Annotated in this window: 20 protein-coding genes; 10 read left to right on the top strand and 10 right to left on the bottom strand. The window is 65.2% G+C overall.

All coding sequences use genetic code 11. From position 1 onward, the window contains the following. Positions 1-175 precede the first annotated feature (175 nt). Both radA and VF992_03620 read left to right on the top strand, forming a co-directional pair. Positions 176-2,689, top strand: coding sequence for a DNA repair and recombination protein RadA (gene radA, locus VF992_03625; protein HEX9340246.1), 2,514 nt, complete (start codon positions 176-178; stop codon positions 2,687-2,689). 73 nt (positions 2,690-2,762) lie between these two features. Beyond that, complete coding sequence (locus VF992_03620) at positions 2,763-3,848, top strand: alanine--glyoxylate aminotransferase family protein (protein HEX9340245.1); 1,086 nt, start codon at positions 2,763-2,765, stop codon at positions 3,846-3,848. Between the two features lie 5 nt (positions 3,849-3,853). Here the strand turns inward: VF992_03620 and VF992_03615 are convergent, their stop codons facing one another. After that, positions 3,854-5,653 carry a S9 family peptidase gene (locus VF992_03615; protein HEX9340244.1) on the bottom strand — a complete coding sequence of 600 codons (1,800 nt, stop codon included), beginning with the start codon at positions 5,651-5,653 and terminating at the stop codon, positions 3,854-3,856. 71 nt (positions 5,654-5,724) lie between these two features. Here VF992_03615 and VF992_03610 point away from each other — a divergent pair, with 71 nt between their 5' ends. From VF992_03610 to VF992_03595, 4 genes are read left to right on the top strand one after another with little or no spacing between them, the layout of a single operon-like run. Further along, positions 5,725-6,210 (top strand): NUDIX domain-containing protein, encoded by a 486-nt coding sequence (locus VF992_03610; GenBank protein ID HEX9340243.1) that lies wholly within the window; start codon positions 5,725-5,727, stop codon positions 6,208-6,210. A gap of 39 nt (positions 6,211-6,249) precedes the next feature. Beyond that, a complete protein-coding gene (locus tag VF992_03605; protein HEX9340242.1) occupies positions 6,250-6,870 on the top strand; it encodes an L-threonylcarbamoyladenylate synthase in 621 nt (206 codons plus the stop codon). 4 nt (positions 6,871-6,874) lie between these two features. Then, positions 6,875-7,762: a type II methionyl aminopeptidase gene (gene map, locus VF992_03600; GenBank protein ID HEX9340241.1), complete on the top strand. Its 888-nt coding sequence runs from the start codon at positions 6,875-6,877 to the stop codon at positions 7,760-7,762. Between the two features lie 60 nt (positions 7,763-7,822). Then, a complete protein-coding gene (locus VF992_03595) occupies positions 7,823-8,116 on the top strand; it encodes a DUF211 domain-containing protein (GenBank protein ID HEX9340240.1) in 294 nt (97 codons plus the stop codon). 13 nt (positions 8,117-8,129) lie between these two features. Here the strand turns inward: VF992_03595 and VF992_03590 are convergent, their stop codons facing one another. Beyond that, positions 8,130-8,414 (bottom strand): signal recognition particle subunit SRP19/SEC65 family protein, encoded by a 285-nt coding sequence (locus VF992_03590; protein HEX9340239.1) that lies wholly within the window; start codon positions 8,412-8,414, stop codon positions 8,130-8,132. 109 nt (positions 8,415-8,523) lie between these two features. On the opposite strand from VF992_03590, the gene VF992_03585 reads away from it, so the two are divergent. After that, positions 8,524-9,942, top strand: a complete 1,419-nt coding sequence (locus VF992_03585) for a TldD/PmbA family protein (protein HEX9340238.1) — start codon at positions 8,524-8,526, stop codon at positions 9,940-9,942. A gap of 4 nt (positions 9,943-9,946) precedes the next feature. Beyond that, positions 9,947-11,260, top strand: a complete 1,314-nt coding sequence (locus tag VF992_03580) for a TldD/PmbA family protein (protein HEX9340237.1) — start codon at positions 9,947-9,949, stop codon at positions 11,258-11,260. Positions 11,261-11,266: 6 nt separating this feature from the next. Here VF992_03580 and VF992_03575 read toward each other — a convergent pair whose 3' ends face one another. The 5 genes from VF992_03575 to VF992_03555 all read right to left on the bottom strand — a co-directional run bounded on the left by VF992_03575 (position 11,267) and on the right by VF992_03555 (position 15,426). Next, positions 11,267-11,659: a 30S ribosomal protein S8e gene (locus VF992_03575; protein ID HEX9340236.1), complete on the bottom strand. Its 393-nt coding sequence runs from the start codon at positions 11,657-11,659 to the stop codon at positions 11,267-11,269. A gap of 107 nt (positions 11,660-11,766) precedes the next feature. Further along, positions 11,767-12,762 (bottom strand): presenilin family intramembrane aspartyl protease PSH, encoded by a 996-nt coding sequence (locus VF992_03570; GenBank protein HEX9340235.1) that lies wholly within the window; start codon positions 12,760-12,762, stop codon positions 11,767-11,769. A gap of 7 nt (positions 12,763-12,769) precedes the next feature. Next, the gene (locus VF992_03565; protein HEX9340234.1) at positions 12,770-13,381 is read right to left on the bottom strand and encodes a translation initiation factor IF-2 subunit beta; all 612 of its coding nucleotides are present in this window, start codon (positions 13,379-13,381) and stop codon (positions 12,770-12,772) included. 49 nt (positions 13,382-13,430) lie between these two features. After that, positions 13,431-15,017, bottom strand: coding sequence for a CTP synthase (glutamine hydrolyzing) (pyrG, locus tag VF992_03560; GenBank protein ID HEX9340233.1), 1,587 nt, complete (start codon positions 15,015-15,017; stop codon positions 13,431-13,433). Positions 15,018-15,066: 49 nt separating this feature from the next. Continuing rightward, positions 15,067-15,426: a hypothetical protein gene (locus VF992_03555; GenBank protein ID HEX9340232.1), complete on the bottom strand. Its 360-nt coding sequence runs from the start codon at positions 15,424-15,426 to the stop codon at positions 15,067-15,069. A 179-nt stretch (positions 15,427-15,605) separates the two neighbouring features. Between VF992_03555 and VF992_03550 the strand changes: the two genes are divergently transcribed. Continuing rightward, positions 15,606-16,853 (top strand): transposase, encoded by a 1,248-nt coding sequence (locus VF992_03550; GenBank protein ID HEX9340231.1) that lies wholly within the window; start codon positions 15,606-15,608, stop codon positions 16,851-16,853. A gap of 61 nt (positions 16,854-16,914) precedes the next feature. Next, positions 16,915-17,478, top strand: a complete 564-nt coding sequence (locus tag VF992_03545) for a thioredoxin family protein (GenBank protein HEX9340230.1) — start codon at positions 16,915-16,917, stop codon at positions 17,476-17,478. A gap of 13 nt (positions 17,479-17,491) precedes the next feature. On the opposite strand, the gene VF992_03540 is transcribed toward VF992_03545, so the two are convergent. The 3 genes from VF992_03540 to VF992_03530 all read right to left on the bottom strand — a co-directional run bounded on the left by VF992_03540 (position 17,492) and on the right by VF992_03530 (position 20,033). Next, entirely contained in the window at positions 17,492-18,094 is a 603-nt protein-coding gene (locus VF992_03540) for a hypothetical protein (GenBank protein HEX9340229.1), read from the bottom strand. Between the two features lie 80 nt (positions 18,095-18,174). Beyond that, positions 18,175-18,981, bottom strand: coding sequence for a 4-phosphopantoate--beta-alanine ligase (locus VF992_03535; GenBank protein HEX9340228.1), 807 nt, complete (start codon positions 18,979-18,981; stop codon positions 18,175-18,177). Beyond that, positions 18,978-20,033: a DUF1611 domain-containing protein gene (locus tag VF992_03530; protein HEX9340227.1), complete on the bottom strand. Its 1,056-nt coding sequence runs from the start codon at positions 20,031-20,033 to the stop codon at positions 18,978-18,980. Before VF992_03530 ends, VF992_03535 begins: the two co-directional genes overlap by 4 nt. Positions 20,034-20,155 lie beyond the last annotated feature (122 nt).

The raw sequence follows: 20,155 nt of genomic DNA, 5'->3' as shown, positions 1-20,155 counted from the left end.
TGGCTTGTCTCCCGGCCGAATCCACGACGTACCAGGCAATTCCGGACTACGCTGGCCTCCGCTATGGAACACGATTGTGGCTCTTCGCCGGCCGCGAGCCGAGTCCAATTCGCACCGCATCGGGTGCCTCAAAAAACGATAGTTTCACCCACCCCCCTGTGTTACCGCCTTAAGGATGGCCAAGGATGAGAAGAAGGGTGAAAAGGTGGCCATTGCGGTCAGTGCGGTCAAGTCGATCGAGGAACTTCCCGGGGTAGGCCCCGCGACGGCGGAGAAGCTGCGCGAGGCCGGGTTCACGGACCTGATGGGACTGGCAGTCGCCTCGCCCACGATGGTCGCGGACGCCGCCGAAATCGGTACGAACGTTGCCCAGAAGATCATCATCGCGGCCCGGGAGGCCGTCGACATCGGCGGCTTCGAGACCGGGGACGTGATCCTGGAGCGGCGTAAGTCCGTCGCGAAGCTCACGACGTGCTCGAAGGCCCTCGACGAGCTGCTCGGCGGCGGCCTCGAGACGCAGGCGATCACCGAAATGTATGGCGAGTTTGGCAGCGGAAAGTGCGTGACAAGGAATAGCATGGTCCTCTATCTTAATGACCGACATCCTCACATCGAACCCATCGAGGACGTTTACGAGAAGTACGCCCGATCGTATGGTGAGACCCCCTTGGACGACGGATTTGTGGTTCCTGGCGCCCCCGTACAGGTTCTAGGTCTTCCCTCAACGGGGTTCGGTCTTACTGCAGCGAGCGCCATCTATCGAGAGCGTGCTCACGAGGTGTATCGCATTCGCACATCACGTGGAGCCCTTTTCGAAGTCACGGGAGCCCATCGGTTTCTCACGGTTACCGATCAAGGGGTCCAATGGGTGCCGGCTGCAAAACTCTCTGCTGGCGACCCTGTCGCGGGGCCGAAATCGATTACGATTGAGGGAGGTGGTCTCTCGGAGGACGATGCGTATTTCCTTGGGCTGTTCGTCGCAGAGGGCACCGCGAACCCCGTTTCTCTGTGCAACGCCGACCAACGAATCATTGACTGGGTTCAGGCGTACGTCGGGAGACGTTTCGGCTACTCGCCACGGGTCCGCCCGCATGGATCGGCACCACATGTGAGGGTTGTCTTTTTCCGCCGACCGACCGTGGCGTTCCTCGGCAGCCTAGCGCGGTCTCGGGCGGGGACCAAACGGGCCCCGATGGATGTTCTCTCGGGAAGCGAGGAGGTCGTCCGAAGCTTTCTCGCCGGTTACCTCGACGGCGACGGCTCCATTGAGGAGAAGATCGTTAGCGCGACCACGAAGAGTTCCGGCTTGGCTACCGACTTGGCGTACCTCTTCGGGCGGCTCGGGGTCCGCGTGACGCGGAGCGAGAAGGTTGTCGACGGGGCCACCTACTTCGTGGTCTTTGTTGTCGGCTTCGGCCGGGATGGACTGCAGATCCCGATGTTGACGAAAAAGATTCCCGCGTTTCGGACCCGCAACTCATCGCACGGGTATCCCACACGGATTCCCCAATTTCTTGCGCTGACCTATCGGAAAACACTCGGAGGAAATCGTGGCCGGCGCCGGAAGGCAATTGGCAGAGCAGCGAACGAGGCGGAGACGTTCTATCACGTTTTGACGCGGAGTCGCTATGAAGGGAAGACAATCAATGACGTTACCTTCCGCCGGATCGTCCACGAGTTTTTGACGGGACGCGAGAGGCTACGGAAGGCCCAGAGCCTGGCCGAGACCTTGGACGGGCTCACAAGTCAGGAGTTCAACGAGCTCGTGGATCTCATACCCTTCCCATACGAAAGCCTCGCTGCCAATCTCGGGCTTTCGCCGTCCGCCCTGCGAAACTATCTCTGGCGCGGATTGCCAAAAGATACGACACTACGGCGTCGCCTGCGGGAGGCGCTACTGCCTCGAATCACCGATCGGCTGCGCCTCCTCGAGGAAGCATTTCCCCAGATCAGCAACATCCATGCGATGGCTTGGGACGAAATCGTGTCGATTGAGATTCGTCCCTATGACGACTGGGTGTACGACTTCGTGGTCCCGGATGGTCACGCATTCGTCGGCGGATCAGTCCCGACCTTCATGCACAACTCCCAGCTCGGGCACCAGCTCGCGGTGAACGTCACGCGGCCCGAGGACGACGGCGGGCTGAACGGCGACACGGTCTGGATCGACACGGAACAGACGTTCCGGCCGGAACGCATCCGCCATATGGCGGACGCCCTCGAGCTCGACGCGGACGCAATCCTGAAGCGCATTCATGTTGCTCGCGCGTTCAACAGCCACCACCAAATGCTCCTTGTCGAGAAGGCCCAGGAGCTGACACAGGACTTCCCGATTCGTCTCATCGTGATCGATTCGCTGACGGCGCACTTCCGCGCCGAGTACATCGGTCGTGGCGTCTTGGCGGAGCGCCAACAACTCCTGAACAAGCACATCCACGAGTTGATGCGGTTCGGAGACATCCACAACGCCGTCGTCTACGTCACGAACCAGGTCCATGCGAAGCCGGACGCGTTCTTCGGAGACCCCACGAGGCCGATTGGCGGTCACATCGTCGGCCACAGCGCGACGTTCCGCGTCTATCTCCGCAAGTCGAAGGGCGGCAAGCGGATTGCCCGTCTGATCGACTCCCCGAGCCTTCCCGAGGCCGAGGCGGTCTTCAGCGTGTCGGAGGAAGGGATCCGCGACTGAGCCGGCGGCGACCCGTGACACAGCGTGTCGGGACAGCTTGAAGTAGCGTCGAACCCATCCTTGAACGATTCAAATGGATCCGGGTCTCCTGTTGATACCGGGTCCCGTGCCTCTGCATCCCCGGGTCCTCGAGGAATTCGCGAAGCCGGCGCTCCCTCACTACGGCGACGCGTGGGTCCAGACGTTCACCGAGACCCTCTCCCTGATGAGGTACCTCTGGTCCGCCCCCGACCACCGGGTGTTCCCGCTCGCCGGACCCGGCCACACGGGCCTTGAGTCGCTCGCCTACACGTTCCTGCGTCCGGGCGATCGCGTGGTGGTCGTGTCCAACGGCTTCTTCGGGGATCGGATCCGAGAGGTCCTCCTGACGCACCGAGTCAAGGCGGACGTCGTCGCCTCGCCCTGGGGCTCCGGGCCGGACCTCGACGGGCTGCGGAGTGCGCTGAAGTCGCCGACGAAGGCCGTCGCCCTCGTCCACAACGAGACCTCCACGGGCGTCACGAACCGCCTTGAGCCGATCGTCGAGGCCGCGCACGCGGTCGGCGCATTCGTCGTCGTCGACGCGGTCTCGTCGCTCGGGGGCATCCGCCTGCCGGCGGCCGCGATCGGCGTCGACGCGGCGTTCGGCGCGTCCCAGAAATGCCTCGCAGCACCGGCGGGGATCACGCCGGTCACCGTCGCACCGTCGCTCTGGGAGGCGACCGATCCGAAAGGCGCGGAGGGCTGGTACCTGAACCTCTTCACCTGGGAGCGGTACGCACGCGAGTGGGGCGAGTGGCATCCCACGCCAACGACGGTCTCCTCGAACCTGTTCTACGCGTTCCACCGCGCGCTCGTGCTCGTGAAGGAGGAAGGCCTCGACGCCCGCTACGCCCGTCACGCGAAGGCCTCCGCCCGACTCCGGGACGGCCTCGCGGATCTAGGATTCGCGCCGCTCGCCCCGCCGGACCTCGTCTCGAATACCGTGACGTGCATGACGCCCCCGCAAGGAATCGACGCCAGTGCACTCGTGAAGCGCCTCCAGGCGGAGCACGGCATCACCATCTCGGGCGGGCTCGGACCGCTCCGCGGCCGGACGATCCGGATTGGCACGATGGGCACGCAGGCGGAACCGGACATCGTCGACCGCCTGCTCGACGCGGTCCGGTCCCTCGTCTGACCGGGTCACGCGTCCGGCAGATATCGCGTCAACCAGTCGATCACGCGTTCGTACAGCACGATCTGGTTCGAGACCTTGCGGGGCGCATGTCCCTCGTCGGGGAACTCGAGATAGTCGACGACCTTGCGCATCCGTTTCATCGCCTCGACCATGGCCCTCGCCTCCGTCACGGGACAGCGGGGGTCGTGCGCGCCGCCCGTGAAGAGCACCGGCGCCCGGATCCGGTCCAGGTAGAAGATCGGCGAAAGCTTCCGGAAGAGGTCCGCGTCTTCGTCCGGGTGGCCCATCTTCTGTCGGTCGTATCGCTGGAGGTACCCGCGCTCGTTCGTCGTCGCGGTCGTCCAGTTGAAGTAGCCGACGATGCTCACGCCGACGCTCCACAGCTCCGGGGCCTGCTCGAGGCAATGGGCGACCGCGTATCCACCGTAGCTCCCACCGATGATCCCGAGCCGGTCCGGACGGCAGTAGCCGTTTTCCACGAGCCACCGCCCTCCGGCGATGATGTCTTGCATGTCCGCTCCGCCGAGGTCGTGGTCGCTGAGCCGACGCCAGGCGCGGCCGTAGCCCGTCCCGCCGCGGTAGTTCGGGGCGAGGACCGTGAAGCCTTGGGCGACGAGGAGCTGCGGCCGGATGTACCATTCGTTGACCGTCTGGGACTCCGGGCCGCCGTGCGGCCACACGAGGGCCGCGTGGCGCGAGCGGCGGGCCGGCGGCACGAACAGCCACGCGGGGATCTTGCGGGCGTCCAACGTCGGGTACCACACGAGCTTCCCGTCCGCGAGTTCCCTTGCCGGAAGGGCCGTCCGCACACTCTCGATGAGGCGCGTCGTCCGCGGTCCCCGCCGCGCGACGAACCGCTCCGGACGCAGGAAGTTCGATTGCAGGTAGAACAGGGTCCCTCCGTCCGGCGACCAGAGCGGCCGGAACGCCGACCCGCTTGCCGGAGACTCGGCGACGGATTCGGGGCCTCCGCGGCTCACGGACTTCAGCCGGATGTTCCCGTCGTGGTTCTCGAGGAACGCGATGCGCCGGCCGTCGAGAGACCACACGGGCATCGTCTTGTCCCAGCGGTTCTCGACGAGCCACCGCACCGCGCGGGTCTCGAGGTCTAGCACGCCGATGTCGAGGTGGTCGTGGACGTTCGAGACGAACGCGAGCTCCCGGCCGTCGGGCGACCACGGCCGCGGACGACCGACGTCGCCGCCGATCGAGCTCTCGGACTCGGGGAAGGCGACGAGCTTCTCCATCCGCCCGGTGATGTCGACGATCCCGACGTAGTCGTGCAGTCCGACGCCGGCGGAAAAGGCCAGGCTCCGGCCATCGGGGCGCCACGCGATCTCCGTCACGATGTCGTCCACGTCCGTGAGTTGCTTCGCGTCTCCTCCCGCGGCGTCGACGGCGAACACATTGTCGCGGTCCCCGTCTCGGTTCGAGACGAACGCGATTTTCGTGCCGTCGGGCGACCACCGGGGGAACGAACTGTCGAATCGGGTGTCCGTGATCTTGCGGACGCCCGTCCCCTTCACGGATACGACGTAGACGTTGTAGTTCTCGTCCCCCTCGAAATCGGATTGCACCGCGAGCGAGCGGCCGTCCGGCGAAAACTCGGGATTCACGACGGACTGCTCGGACTTCACGAGGATCCGCTCGCGCTTCGTCCGTAGGTCCATCAGGTAGACGGACCACTGCTCTCGCTTGTTCGCGGCGTACGCGAAGCTCCGGCCGTCCGGCGAGACATCGAAATTGCCCAGCTGCCAGATTTTGCGCAGGAAGCGACCGGGCGTGAAGGTGACGGTCCTCCCCATCGTGCCACCGAGGAAGCCGGAAGTCCGCGGCGGGCATAAAAGCCATCTCCCCGAATCCCTTCGCCGGCCCCATGGCCCTGGACGTCGCGTCCCTCCCCATCACGGTCGGCGTTGGCGCGTTTCTGATCCGAGAAGGCGGCTTGCTCCTCGTGCGTCGGACGTACGGCCCCGCGAAAGGTCTTTGGACGATCCCGTCCGGATATGTCGAGCCGCGCGAGTCGGTCGCTCAGGCCGTCGAGCGGGAGGTCCGCGAGGAGACGGCGGTCGTGGGCCGCGCAGACGCCCTCGTCGGCGTCCGGAACCGCGTCACCGCGACGGCGAACGACACGTTCTTGATCTTCTCGATGGCCTACGAATCCGGAGAGCCGCGGGCGGATGGCGGGGAGGTGAGCGAGGCCGCCTTCCTTCCGATCGAGGAGGTATCTCGGTCCGAGGACTCGGCTCCGTTCACGCGGGCGATCGTACCGAAGCTCCTGCAGGCTCGGGGCATGCGCCTCGAGGCCTACGCTCCGTCGCGGGACGCCTCGGTCACGCTCGCCTATCTGCTGTATCTCTGAGGCCGTGAAAGCCTTTAGGCGGACCGCCCTTGCGCGACCGTGGCCGTCACGATCGTCGCGCAGTCGCTGGGCACGAAGTACGTCCTGGATGCCGCGGCGCTGGGCCGCCTCCGCGAGGTCCTACGGATCGGCGGTCTCGTCGTGCATCCCACGGACACCGTGTACGGTCTCGGAGCGGACCCGTTCCAGCGGGCGGCCGTGGATCGCGTCTTCGCGGCGAAAGGCCGTCCGCGGGACCAGCCGATCTCCATTGCGATCGCTGACCCCGCCGACGTGTTCCGGTTCGGCGCCAAGTCGGCCACCGCCGAGGCGTTCTGCGCGAAGAACCTCCCGGGCCCCTTCACGGTCGTCCTGCGGGCCACACCGGAGGCGCCCGCGCCGATCGTCGGACCGGACGGCCGGATTGCGATCCGCGTCCCGGCCCACCCGATCCCGCGCCTCCTCGCGAAGGCGTACGGCCCCATCACGTCGACGAGCGCGAACGTCCACGGTCGGCCGTCCCCGGTGACGTGCCCGGAGGCGCGCGAGCAGCTCGGCGACCACGTTGACATCTACGTGGACGGAGGCCCGACGCCTCTCGGCGGCGAGTCGACCGTCGTCGACCTCTCCGGCGACCGGCCAAAGGTCCTTAGGCAAGGGGTCCTTCCGACGGGGGCGTAGCCCCATGGACGCCTCCGCGCGCGAGTCCCTGCTCCGGGCCGGCCGGATCTCGCGCGAGGCGCGCGAGCACGCCGTCGGGCTCGTGAAGGAGGGCGCGCTCCTCCTCGACGTCGCGGAGGAGGTGGAAGGTCTTTTCCGCAAGCGCGGCGCGCGTCCGGCGTTCCCGACCTGCCTCTCGATCGACGACATCGCCGCCCACTACACGCCGACGCACGACGACGCGCTCCGGTTCCAGCGTGGGAGCGTCGTCAAGCTGGATCTCGGCGCCCACATCGACGGCTGGATCGCGGACACCGCGGTGACGGTCGAGGTCGGGACGCAGAACTGGACGACGCTGATTCGGGCGTCCGAACTCGCGTTGCAGACCGCGATCGAAGCGGTCCACGGGGGCGTCGCGACGCAGGCCATCGGCGAAGGCATCCAGCGCGCGATCGAGTCGGGCGGGTACCGACCCGTGCGAAACCTGACCGGGCACACGATCGAGCGGTACGTCCTGCATGCGGGGAAGAGCGTCCCGAACGTGCCGCACGGCCACGACGTGCTCGAGGCCGGGGAAGTCGTCGCGATTGAGCCGTTCGCCTCGGCTGGCGCGGGTCACGTCGATGGCCGCAAGAGCGGGAACATCTACCGCGTGCTCCGGCCGAAGGCGCACGGCCACGCGGCGCCGGACGATTTCTTGCAGATGTTGTCGGGGGAGTTCAAGACGCTCCCGTTCGCCGAACGTTGGGCGCATCGCCTCGACCCGCGCGCGCCGGCCCTCCTGAACCGGCTCGTACGCAGCGGCGCCGTGATGACGTACCCCGCCCTCCTCGACGTCGACGGCGGGATCGTCGCGCAGACGGAGCATACGGTGATCGTCGGCGTGGACGGCGCGGAAGTCACGACCGCGTGAGCCACGGAACGTTTATAGTCGAACGCCCCCATCGACGCCGTCCCTCGGAGCGGCCCTCGGTTGAGCGACATCAAGCGGATCGTCCTGGACGTGCTGAAGCCCCACAGGCCGTCCCTCGTGGACATGTCGCTCCGGCTAAGCGGCCTCAAGGGGGTGGACGGCGTGAGCCTCACGCTCGACGAGGTGGACCAGGAGACCGAGAGCGTCAAGGTGACGATCGAAGGGTCGGCGATCAACTACCCGAGCGTCGAGGAGGCGTTGCGGGAGCTCGGCGCCGTGATCCATTCCGTCGACCTCGTCTCGTCGGGCAAGCGGCTCGTGGAGGACGTCCGGACCGGGCAGGACCACGGCTGATCCGCGGTCTGCCCTAGCGGGCCTCCTTGATCCGCTGCGCGACCTTCTGCACGATCGACGTCTTGAAATAGTCCGCCCGGACGAGCACGCGGCCCTCCTTCCGCCACGGCGTCGAAGGGAACGCCTTTCCATCCTCGATCTTTGGCTCGAGGCCGAGCACCTTGGCGGCCGTCGCGATCTCCTGCACCGTCGGCGATTCCACGGCCCACCGCTTCGCGACCCGTCGGCCGCCGTCCCGTGAGCGTCCCAGGTCGAAGTACGCCGGATACAGGACGATCGGGCGGTCTCCCTTCGGCATGGGCGCCGTCCGAATCGCGGCGCCGTCATAAGCCTTTGGTCGGCCGACGCGCGCCGCCGATATCTTCATTCGTCCGACCGCTTTGTCGGGCGCGTTTCGGGGGAGCTCGATGGAGGACGATCGCTCGGAGCTCGTGGATTTTGCGGTGGATCATGCGACCAAGAGGGGGGCCTCGTACGCCGAGGGGCGGTACGAGGGCCAGGAGCAGGAGTCGTTCATCCTGAAGAACGGCGTCCTAGACGCCCTCTACATCGGCGACGATCGGGGGATCGGGGTGCGGGTCCTCGTCGATGGCGCCCTCGGATTCGCGGCGACGAACTCCCTGACGAAGTCGGACGTGCGCGGAGTCGTCGACGACGCGGTGAAGATCGCGAAAGCATCTCGACGGAAATCGAGGATTGTCTTCGCCCGCGAGGATGCGATCACGATGAGCTGGTCCGTCCCGGAGCAGAAGAGACTCGCAGACGTCTCGGTCGAGGAGAAGATCGCGGAGATCCGGTCGGTCGACGCGGACCTCGTCGCGCTCGGACTCAAGATCCCGGCTCGTACCTTCCAGCTCACCGGCAACCGGATCTCCAAATATTTCGCGAACTCGGAAGGATCCCGCATCCGGTCGTATAGCCCGCGGCTGCGGGCGTTCTACTTCCTCACGGTCACGGCGGAAGGCGGCGTGGAACAGACCCACCGGAACTACGGCTGGTCCGGCGGTTGGGAAGGCGTGCAAATGTGGGACCTGAGCCGCCGCGTGGTCGAAGAGGCCCGCTCCATGCAGCGCTCGCTGAAAGAAGGCAAGAAGTCCCCCGAGGGGAAGATGGACCTCGTGGCGGGACCGCAAGTCGCCGGCATCGCCTCGCACGAGTCGTGCGGCCATCCGACCGAGGCGGACCGCGTCTTGGGGCGCGAGGCGAGCCAGGCAGGGAAGTCGTTCATCCCGCCGGACGGCGCGGGGATGCGGGTCGGCTCCGACCTCGTGAACGTTGTCGACGATCCGACCGTCGAGCACGCGATCGCGTACTACGCCACTGACGACGAGGGCGTCAGGGCGAGACGGCGGTACCTGTACAAGGAGGGCCGCGTGACGGAGTTCCTCCATAATCGGGAGACGGCGGCGGCACTCGGCACCCGGAGCAACGGCGCCTCGCGGGCGGTCAACTACAACGTCGAGGCGATCGTCCGGATGGCGAACACGTTCGTCGAGCCGAAGGACTACGCCGTCGACGAGATGCTCGAGGAGGTGAAGTTCGGCGTGTACATGAAGAGCTTCATGGAATGGAACATCGACGACAAGCGCTACAATGCGAAGTACGCGGGCCGGGAGGCGTACCTCGTCGAGAACGGGGAGATCAAGCACCCGGTCCGCGGGACCGTCATCGAGCTCACGACCCCCGCCTTTTGGTCGGCCGTCGACGCTGTGGGGAAGGACCTCGATTTCGAGGCGGGATTCTGCGGCAAGTCCGATCCGGGTCAGGCGCTCGACGCGGCCATGGGTGGACCGACGATCCGCCTTCGCAACGTGTACCTGAGGTGATCCGATGGAGGATATCGCCTCGCGGATCGTGGAGAAGGCCATCTCGCTCGGCTGCCAGGATGCGGTCGCGGAGATCGTGGCGAACCGCTCGTACCAGATTCGCTTCGCCCGGAACGAGCCCGTGATCAGCAATCGCTGGCGCGAGTCCAGCGCATCCGTCTTCTTCGTGTACCGGAAACGGGTCCTCGCGAGCGACATCAAGGACCTTACGCGGGCGGACGAGGCCGTCGAACGCCTCGTGAAGATTGCCAAGGGCTCCCAGGAGAATCCCGACTATGCGGGCATCGCGAAGGGACCGTTCAAATATGCCCGCACGCGACCGGACCCGAAAGTCGTCGCCCTTGGCGAAGGGGGCAAGTACGTCGAGGCGGCGATCGGCGGCGCCTTGGACGAAGGCGCGAAGGAGTGCGCTGGATCGTTCTGGAAGTACGAAGACGAGCACTTTCTCTCGACTTCGAACGGCGCGGAGTCCCATGACCATCGCGCGAGCCTCTACCTGTCGATCCGCGCGCTGGTGGCGCTCGAGTCGAGCGGCCACGGCGTCGCCGCCGCCACGAAGCTCTCGCAGTTCGATCCCGCGAGCGCGGGCCACAAGGCGGGGCGGATTGCGGCGCTCGCGCGAGACCCGAAACCGGGCAAGCCGGGTCGATATCCCATCATCTTCGACCCGTTGATCTTCGGCTCGCTCTCGGAGCAAGTCGGCGGGCGACTCAGCGCCTGGGCCGTCCTCGCCGGGCTGTCGCCGTACGGCAAGAAGATCGGCAAAGCGGTCGCCTCGTCGCAATTCACCCAGTACGACGACGGATCCGCCGACTCGATCGCCCGGAAGCGGTTCGACGCGGAGGGCGTGCCGACGCGGCGGAACGTCCTCGTCAACAAGGGCGTCCTGAAGACGTACCTTCACAACACGACGACCGCGAAGAAGTTCAAGACGAAGACCACGGGGAATGCAGGACTCGTCTATCCGGAGCCGCACGCGTTGTTCGTGAATCCGGGCGACTGGACGAAAGACGAGATTTTCTCGGAGGTCAAGGACGGCCTCTGGCTCACGAACACTTGGTACACGCGCTACCAATCGTACGTCACGGGAGACTTCTCGACGATCCCGAGGGATGGCATCTTCCACATCCGGAAGGGAGAGGTCGCCGAAACGTGGAAGGACGTCCGGTTGACGGACAACATCCTCCGCATGATGAAGAACATCGTGGCCCTGAGCAACAAGACGGAGCAGATGATGTGGTGGGGCGAAGTCAGCATCCCGAACTTCGTGCCCTACGCCCTCATCAAGGACGTCGGCATCACGAAGTCCGCGGAGTGAGCGATCCTAGCTCGCCGGGCCCTCGATGAGGACCGCGTTGATCACGCCGTCCTGACCCGGGCGCGACGTCACCCGCGCGAGGCCGATTTCCGTCTGCACCGTGGCGCCGCGCGTGATGATGTTCCGCGTCACGAAGTTCGGATTCGAGGGGTTCGCCTTGACGGTGATGATCTTGACCTTCTTCGTCGCGGCCGTGCGGCGGTCGAGGACGTTCGCGTGTTCCGCCTTCAGGACGCGCACCTTCCGGTTTCCGCCTTTCGTTCGGTAGAGCTTGAGGCGCTGTGGTCCGATGAATGCGTACTGCTGCTCCCGCCCGATTTCTCGCCTGCGCTTCTTGCGTATCGGTCGGTATCGACCGCCGGTCGGCTTTCGTTTCGAGCGTCCTTGCCAGAGGGCCACGTTCGACCTCGAGGGGCGTTGCGAAGGTCGGGCGCTACAAAAAGCTTTGTCTCGCCCGTCGTCGAGTCGGCGTCCCCCGATCTTGGAGATTTGGTGCGATCGGATCCCTACAGGAGTCCGAAGGAATAGGCCGTCCCATAGACGAGTGCGAAGGAGAGGAGGTACCCGGCAATCGTGCCTCCGTTCAGCAGGGGCAATCCCGCCTGAGGATTTCCTCGCACGACGAACCGCATGAGGAACGCGAAGCCGATGAGGCTCCCGATGATCGCGCAGATTGAGATGAACAGGTTCGATGGAAGGCCGAAGATCATCCGGATGTCCGGCACGGAAGCGCCGATCCCGGGGTCCCATTTCAGCGGGGGAAACGTGAACGCGGAGACGCTCAGGATCCCTGGGATAATGAGGTCTCCGAGGCCCATGAACATCGCCTCCCGTTCTTCTCCGGACGCGACCTGCTCTTTGAGGCTCTTCTGCTCGCGGAACGAGTAGCCCGCTTTCTTCGGGATGACGAGGAGGATCGGGAGTCGCTGACTCGTCAGCTCGTCGGCGAGGGTGATCATGTGCTTCGTCCGGTACACCGCCCACGCATCGTAGACAGCCAGCGCGACGAGCAGGAGGAACGCGGGCAAGATCCCGAACGATATCCCGAGGATCGCCGTCACCCCGGCCGCCGTCAGGAAACCGATCGCGTCGACCACGTACCACTCCGGGAACTTGACCAGCAGGAAGACAAGGAGCGCCGCGACGAGGAACGAGAGCAGCGTCGCCACGTATCCGAGCACGTCGCCGTCGAGCGCGCCTCCGCTGGCGTAGTACAGCCCGTAGTACAGCGGAAGGAGGAGGATGAACGCAAGCGTGAGAAAGATCGACGCCATGATGACGTACTTCGCGAGGTGCTGCTTGCGGTACCGCACGAGGGCGAGGATCGCGCCCGTGAAGGCGAGGATCATGACGACGTAAATGACCGTGTTCGTGACGTCGCCGGGATTTGCAAACGCCTGGAAACTGTTCGCCTGGAACAAGCCCGAGAGGGAGAGCGCCACGAGCTGGCTGCAGAGGAGGATGATCGCCATCGCGGCGATCGACGCGTACTCCCGGCGCATGCGCCGCCTACTCCCGCGTCACGCGTCCGAACGCCACGGTCCCCGCGATTTTCTCGATGAAGACCTTCACGATGGCGCCCTTCGCGGTCCCCGGTACGTAAATCACGTACTTGTCGAGCTTCGCGATCCCGTCGCCCTTCTTCCCGATGTCCTGGATCATGAGCTCGTAGACCTTGCCCTCGACGAGGGGCGCCTCCTCGACCTTGGCGGCCTTCTTCACCGCCTTCACGGGCCGCCGCGCGCCGCACGCGTCGCATTCGAGCATCGCGATGCGGTCCTCCTTCACGAGCCGCGTGTCGGGGCGGCCGCACTCTTGGCACAGGACGTACGCCTCGACGTAGGACTTGATCCGCTCTTCGATCTGCTGCGCCGTGACCTTGCTCTTGAACACGACCCGCCGGCCTTCCAGGGCTCCCGAGGTCCCGAGTTCCCGCAAGAGGTACGTGAGGACCATGTCGGGGTCCCGTCGGATCGCGCCGACGATATCCTCGAAGTTCCGGAGGAGGGTCGTCTTCCCCTCGATCACGACGTCGGGGCCGGGGACCTGGAACCGCTCTCCGCTGCTGAGCGCGGCCGGAAGGGCCTTCTTGGCGCGAGCGAGGAGTTGGTCGTAGCTCAGGGTGGACACGGACGACGCCTAAGGGCCGGGTCGGTTTAAAGGTTGCGGGCTACGACGCGGCGGCGCGAACAAGGCCCAGGTGGATCGGCGACGGCCGAAGCGGGCGGGATCGCAACTCCGGATGGAATTGGGACGCGACGAAGTACGGATGGCCTTCGAGTTCGAGGACCTCCATTCGACGGCCGCCATCGGAGCGGCCTACGTACCGCAATCCGGCGTCCTCGAGCTTGGCGATGTACGCCGGGTTGACTTCGTAGCGGTGTCGGTGCCTCTCGAAGATCTTCGCGGACCCGTAGAGCTTGGCGGTCATCGAGTTCGGCGCGACGTCGATCTCGTGGGCGCCGAGCCGCATCGTCGCGCCCATTCCCTTCACGGTCCGCTGCTCCGGGAGCAGGTCAATGACGGGGTGCGGCGTCTTCGGATTGAATTCGGAGCTGTTCGCGCCTTCGAGATGGAGGACGTCCCGCGCGAACCCGACCGTCGCGAGCTGGAACCCGAGGCATACGCCCTGGAACGGGATGTCGTTCTCCGCCGCGTAGCGGGTGGCGGCGATTTTCCCCTCGATCCCGCGATCCCCGAACCCGCCGGGCACGAGGATGCCGTCCGACCCCTCGAGCGCCTTCGTCCCGTGCTTCTCGATGTCGAGCGACTCCACCCAGTTCAGGTTCACGCGCACGCGGGCGTGGGCGCCCGCGTGGTGGAACGCCTCGATGTGGCTGATGTACGAATCCTTGAGGTGGGTGTACTTGCCCACGAGCGCGATCGTCACCTCCTTCTCGGGATTCTTCAGCTTGTCGAGGTATTCCTTCCACTCCCGCATGTCCTCCGCCTTCGGCTCCAGCTGGAGCGTCTTCATGATGTACTCCGTGAGGCCCTGGCCGTCGAAGAGGAGCGGCACGTCGTAGATTGTGGAGGCGTCCGGCGCGCTGATGACGCCCTCGACGGGGACGTCGCAAAAGAAGGCGATCTTCTTCTTGATGTCCGGCTCGAGGGAGTGCTCGCCGCGCGCGATGATGACGCTCGGTTGGATCCCCATCGAGCGAAGTTCCCGTACGCTCTGCTGGGTCGGCTTCGTCTTCTGCTCCCCGACCGCGCCCATGATCGGCACGAGCGTCGTGTGTACAAAGAAGACGTTCTCCTTCCCGATCTCCTGGCCCAGCTGGCGGACGGCCTCGAGGAAGGGCATCCCCTCGATGTCGCCGACCGTGCCCCCGACCTCGACGAGGACGATGTCCGCGCGCTCCTTCTCCCCGACGCCGCGCAGCTGCGCCTTGATCTCGTCCGTGATGTGCGGGATGATCTGGACCGTCTTGCCGAGGTAGTCGCCGTGTCGCTCCTTCTCGATCACCGAGCGGTAGACCTTCCCCGTCGTGATGTTGTGGTCTCCCGTCAAGTTGACGTCGAGGAATCGCTCGTAGTTACCGAGGTCGAGGTCGACCTCCGCGCCATCGTCGAGGACGAAGACCTCCCCGTGCTGGTACGGGTTCATCGTGCCCGCGTCGACGTTCAGGTAGGGGTCGATCTTGATCGGGCAGACCTGCAGTCCTTTCGACTTCAGCAGGACCCCGATGGAAGAGGTGCTGATGCCTTTGCCGAGTCCGGACAAAACGCCGCCCGTGACTATGACGAACTTCACGTCAATTCACGGGATTCGTCCATTGGGCGAGTTCCACTTATAGTTTATGTCATGAATGGACGAACACCGCCTCGGGATTCACGCGCAGGCTCGCGACGAAGGCCGACGCGATCCGCCACATGTCCCGGCGCGGGATCATGCCGACGAACGTTTTCGGGTCCGCGCTCAGTTCCGTGAGCCCCTCGACGTATGCCTCGACTTGGACGTTCGCGCCGCCTTGTGCGTCCCACGCGCCGACCGTGAGCACTCGCTTGCCCGTCACCCAGATGCTCCCTTTGACGAGGGTCACGTGGTTCGCGGACGAGGCGTCGGCGCGCATGCCTACGGACGGGCCGTACGCGTTCGCGACAGAGAGGACCCCCGCGGCCGTCTGTCCGGCCAGGAAGAATCGCGCGACGCTCCTCCCCACGCTCCCGCGAGGACCGTGACGCGGGAATAACCTTGCGGTGGCGGGGTTCTGTAACAAGTCGGGTGATGAGCAATGGTAAGCACGGTAACGCTATCTCTGATTGCTCCCCAAGCCGGATTTTCACATTCGGGCACCTCCCCCAGGCACCTTGACGCCAGCCTCTTCCCTAGTAGAGAAACGTGCTCGCCCACCGGGCCCTTGTCTTTCCAGTCACGTCGGAGGATCCCCGTCTCGTTTGGCTCCTCGCGGAGTTCCGCCTCCTCGTGAACGAATCGATTCGGATCGCCCTGCGGGACGACATCCGATCTCGCGCTCGACTCACACGGGCCGCGTACACGGACCTGAGCGCGCGCCACGCGGTGTACAAGCAGTACATCCCGTCTGCCTTCGAGGTCGCCTTGTCGGTGCTGAATGCCCATCGCCGGCGCCTGAGAAGAAAGAACCGGTCCTCCGTCCCCTACATGCGGAGGCTCATGCTCAAGGCCGAGAACCAGTCCTATTGGCTCGACCGGGAGACGGGCCGGCTTCGCATCCCGATCCGGGGGACGGAGGGGGTGCAGCTCCACCTGTCGCTCTCCGAGTGGCACCGATCAATGCTCAGCGACCCATCATGGAGTCTCGGATCCCTCACCGTGGTCCCGGGGAAGATCATCGTCGTCCTGCGCAAGGAAGCCCCGAAGCCGTACGAGCCCCGGGGCGCGATCGCCCTCGACACGAACGAGGATTCCCTCGATGGAGTCCATGTGTCGGGCGATTCTGCGGGGCTCGTCCGCGTGTCGTTCGACGGCGTGCGGCGCATTCAGGAGACTCACTTCCGACGACGGAGGAGGCTTGCGAGGAAAAAGTCCCAGGACCGACGCGTCCAGCGGATCCTCCTCGATCGAGAGGGCCGCAGAGAGAGGAACCGAGTTCGGCAGAGGCTCCATCGAGTGTCCAAGCGGCTCGTGGGGTCCGCGATGTCGCGTCGAGCCGCAATCGTCCTCGAGAATCTAACCCTCCACGGCGCGGGAGGCCGCTCCCACCGGATGAACCGTCGCTTGTCCGCCTGGCCCCGTTCCGAGATCCACCGTCAGATCGAGTACAAGGCCGCCCTCGCCGGCGTGCCGATCATCAAGGTCAACCCCCAATGGACGTCCAAGACCTGCCCAGTATGTGGCGCCCGGCGCCGAGATAGGGTGGGCCAGGATTTCGTCTGCGAGATGTGCGACTGGGAGATGGACCGGCAGATCAACGCGGGCATGAACATCCTGAAGACCGCCTTGGCCTCCAACGAGGCCTTGGCAAGGGCCGTACGGTTCCGGCCCGGTGCCCTCCGCCATGACGTCGTGAGTCCCCTCTACGACTTGGTCCGAGGAGGACCGAGCGCACGGGACGAGCCGAGCGGAGTGGAGTCGCAAGTGGGCGTGATTCCATCACCCGATTTGTGACAGAACCCGGTGGCGGTAAAATCCTTAACGGACGGTCGCGTTAGTCGGTCCGGTTGAGACAATGGAACTGAAGCAGTATGAGGGCCTTCCGCTCGGATCGGCGGCGATCGACTTCTCCTTGCGCGGCGTCGATGGCAAGACCTACTCCCTCGCATCGTTCAAGGACAAGCCGATCCTCGTCGTCGCCTTCTGGTGCAACCACTGCCCGTATGTGCAGGCGTGGGAGGACCGGACGATCGCGGTCCAGAAGGACTTCGCCGGAAAGGGAGTGCAGTTCGTCATGATTAACGCGAACGACGAAGAGAGCTATCCCGAGGACGACTTCGCCCACATGGTGGAGCGGTCGAAGCGGAAGGGCTACAACTTCCCGTACTTGCGCGACGAAGCCCAGAAGTCAGCGGAAGCGTATGGAGCCGTGTGCACCCCCGATTTCTTCGTCTTCGATGCGGCCCGTAAGCTTCGATACCGCGGGAAGCTCGACGACTCGAAGGATCCGGAAGGGGTCCGCCAACATGTCATGCGGGATGTCCTCAATGCGCTCGCGGCGCACAAGGATCCTCCAACGACGTTCGTGCCTCCCATGGGCTGCTCCATCAAGTGGAAGGCTGGTCACTGGAACGCGTAGGCAGCCGGAGTCGTCATCCACACGCCGAGTATGGAGTCGAACCTTCCGAGCCCGGATCGGGGATGTAAAGGCAAGTTGCCGTTTCGCCGCGGGAGGCCACGGGATAGGCTTGGAACGGGGTCGCGTAGCACCAGATCAGGAGGGCATCCACATGGGCTTCCATCGTCGCGTTCTCGGCGAACCGGACTGAGTTGAGAAGGAAATCGGCACTCCCCTGGAAGATCGCCTGGCTCGCCAGCCCTCGCTCTCCCTGCACGCTCCAGGTGAAGTACGCGCCCCCGTCGTCCCAGTTCACATAGCCCGCCGGAAGCTCCAGGGCGATCGTTTGCGGGGACGACCCGTCAAGAAGCCACTCAAACCTTTCCATCCGACCGTGATCGCCTCCCATCGGCAACCAACCCCCCAACGTCTGCCCACCGCGCGTGGAGATGTTCACCTCGATGGCGTACGGGACGATCGAGTCGGAATTGACTCGGTTTTCTATGTGAACCCAGAACGTATAATAGTCATACGCGGAGTCGCCGTCGCTCTGTCGATACCAGGTCGCGCTGACTTGGACGGCCCCCTCGGGCAAGGTCACCGATGAAGGGCCGAGGCGGATGAGGTCCGCTCGCAAAGCGGCGAGTACCGCAATCGTGCTCATCAGGACTACCAAGATTACCAGGATGACCCGTCGTCGGTCCGCGCGAAGACGCCCTAGTCTTTTGTAGACCGGATTCTGCGCGGCCGTGGTGACGCCCCTCGCACAACCTTGGGGACCTCGCGGAGGCCCCTCAGTCGCCAGTCTAGGAATGCGAACAGGGCCTTCATGTTTTCCGATTTCCGGTAGGTCTTGATGAGTCGTGCGATTTCTCCCGGATCGCTCTGCAAATCCCGGGCGAACCTCTCCATGTTGGGGAGGGCCCGGGTCAGTTCGTCGACCACGGGGATCGTGGCCCGTTGGGATGTGCGTGACAAGGGATTTAAGTCGATGCTGATGACGGTCTTCCCCATTCGCACGAGCGCCTCGGTGCGATCCCCGTCCTCGAGCGGCACGACCACGACGTCGGCCCCGAAGACGCCTTTCTGGCTGGACAGGGCGCGTCGGGATTCCAACCCCGGGATACGCGCGTCCGGATCACGTCCGAGGACGTTCGTCGCCCCGGCCGCGCGCAGCTTCCGAACGATTCGACGCACCCGCGTCTCGGTGCGGTGAAACAGGTTCACTTCGATCCCCGCGGAAACGATGTTTGCCAGGCCTACAACCTCCCTGGTCGCGAGCGCGGCCACATTCCCGTTGACCGAGATCATCGGCCTTCGAGCGCGCAGGAGGAACGCCGCAGCGGCACGTTCGGCGACGAGCGCTGGAGCCGACGTTGTTTCTCCGAGCAGATAGTCGAACGCCTCGCCGCGACCGTGGGCGATGAGCCCTTCGGGGACCACGATGCCCGCCTTCCACGCGCGCACGAGCTCCTCCCGTCGCATCAGCGACTCGTACCGCGGGTGCGACTTCGGGATTTTCACAGCATCGACCGGATCCGCTCGACGAACTTGTCGCACCCGTGCCAGAGCGGGTCCGCGGCGGGCAGGCCGTACCGGGCCTCCCACTCCCCCACGGTGGCTTCGACCTCCTCGCGCGTCATGTTCTCGTGGTTGACGCCGAGCCCGAAGACCTTCGCGCCGGCCGAGAAGAACTCCAGCCACCGCATCTCGTCGTCCACGGTCGGCATCGGCCACGCGACGACATCGCGCCGGAAGCTTCGTGTCTTGCGAGCGGGCGCGTGCATCATCACCATGCCCGAGGGCATCGAAGCGTTGATGATCGCGCGGGTTCCGCAGACGTAGGCGGGATGGGAGATGCTCCCTTGTCCCTCGACGACGATCACCTTCGGCTTCGTCTCGGCGTACGCTCGGACGATTTCCGACTCGAGCTCGCCGACCATGAAATCGCCTTTGATCGAGTCCAGGGGTACGCCGTACGCCGATCCTTGCAGGAGGCCCGTCTGGCCGGTCGCGACAAACGTCGCCGGGATGCCCGTGGCGTTCAGGGCGTCCGTCAGGAGGAGGGCCGTGGTCCGCTTCCCGATCGCCCCGTCCGTCCCGAGGACGGGGATTCGGAGGCATGGAAGCCCTCTCGATAGATCGCTGAACTGCTTCGACTCGCGGACCGGACGCGGCTTTCGGACGTCGATCAGGCGGACGCCGTGCCGAGCCGCGAGCGCCGCGAACTCGGGGTCGTCGCCCAAGTATTCGTGGAGCCCCGCGACGACGTTCAGGCCGCGTTCGATCGCGTGGCGGATGACCGCTCGGAACTCCGTCGGAATGTAGCCGCCGAACGTCGCGACGCCGATCACGAGGAACTCCGGCCGTCCTTTCTCGATCGCCTCGTCAAGTCCCGCGACGATCGGGATGCCGTTCGGGCGACCGTCGAGGACCTCCCCAGCGTCCCGTCCCGCTTTCGTGCGGTCGATGACCGCGGTGATCTCGTACCGTTTCGAATATCGCACGAGGCCGTTTGCCGTCTTTCCCGTGCTCTGGCCGAAATACCCGTCGCACAGGATCACGGCCCGCTCCATCGAACCAATCCCTCGTGATAACGGCGGGCGAAAGTCCATAATCTCGTATAAAGGCTGGGCGCGCAGGCGACACGTGAACGTCGCAGGATTCCGCCGCACGGAGAGGGCACCCTCCGCCCCCG

The organism is Thermoplasmata archaeon, from assembly GCA_036395115.1.
GTDB lineage: Archaea > Thermoplasmatota > Thermoplasmata > RBG-16-68-12 > RBG-16-68-12 > RBG-16-68-12.
Note: the sequence above shows the minus strand (reverse complement) of the source record. Positions and strands in the feature narration are given on the sequence as shown.

What these genes read in the sequence shown, in the direction of transcription:
- VF992_03570 (HEX9340235.1), bottom strand. Translation starts at nt 12,762, where the DNA reads ATGCGCCGGGAGTACGCGTCGATCGCCGCGATGGCGATCATCCTCCTC.
- VF992_03620 (HEX9340245.1), top strand. Translation starts at nt 2,763, where the DNA reads ATGGATCCGGGTCTCCTGTTGATACCGGGTCCCGTGCCTCTGCATCCC.
- VF992_03580 (HEX9340237.1), top strand. Translation starts at nt 9,947, where the DNA reads ATGGAGGATATCGCCTCGCGGATCGTGGAGAAGGCCATCTCGCTCGGC.
- VF992_03590 (HEX9340239.1), bottom strand. Translation starts at nt 8,414, where the DNA reads ATGCCGAAGGGAGACCGCCCGATCGTCCTGTATCCGGCGTACTTCGAC.
- radA (HEX9340246.1), top strand. Translation starts at nt 176, where the DNA reads ATGGCCAAGGATGAGAAGAAGGGTGAAAAGGTGGCCATTGCGGTCAGT.
- map (HEX9340241.1), top strand. Translation starts at nt 6,875, where the DNA reads ATGGACGCCTCCGCGCGCGAGTCCCTGCTCCGGGCCGGCCGGATCTCG.
- VF992_03530 (HEX9340227.1), bottom strand. Translation starts at nt 20,033, where the DNA reads ATGGAGCGGGCCGTGATCCTGTGCGACGGGTATTTCGGCCAGAGCACG.
- VF992_03585 (HEX9340238.1), top strand. Translation starts at nt 8,524, where the DNA reads ATGGAGGACGATCGCTCGGAGCTCGTGGATTTTGCGGTGGATCATGCG.
- VF992_03615 (HEX9340244.1), bottom strand. Translation starts at nt 5,653, where the DNA reads ATGGGGAGGACCGTCACCTTCACGCCCGGTCGCTTCCTGCGCAAAATC.
- VF992_03610 (HEX9340243.1), top strand. Translation starts at nt 5,725, where the DNA reads ATGGCCCTGGACGTCGCGTCCCTCCCCATCACGGTCGGCGTTGGCGCG.
- VF992_03545 (HEX9340230.1), top strand. Translation starts at nt 16,915, where the DNA reads ATGGAACTGAAGCAGTATGAGGGCCTTCCGCTCGGATCGGCGGCGATC.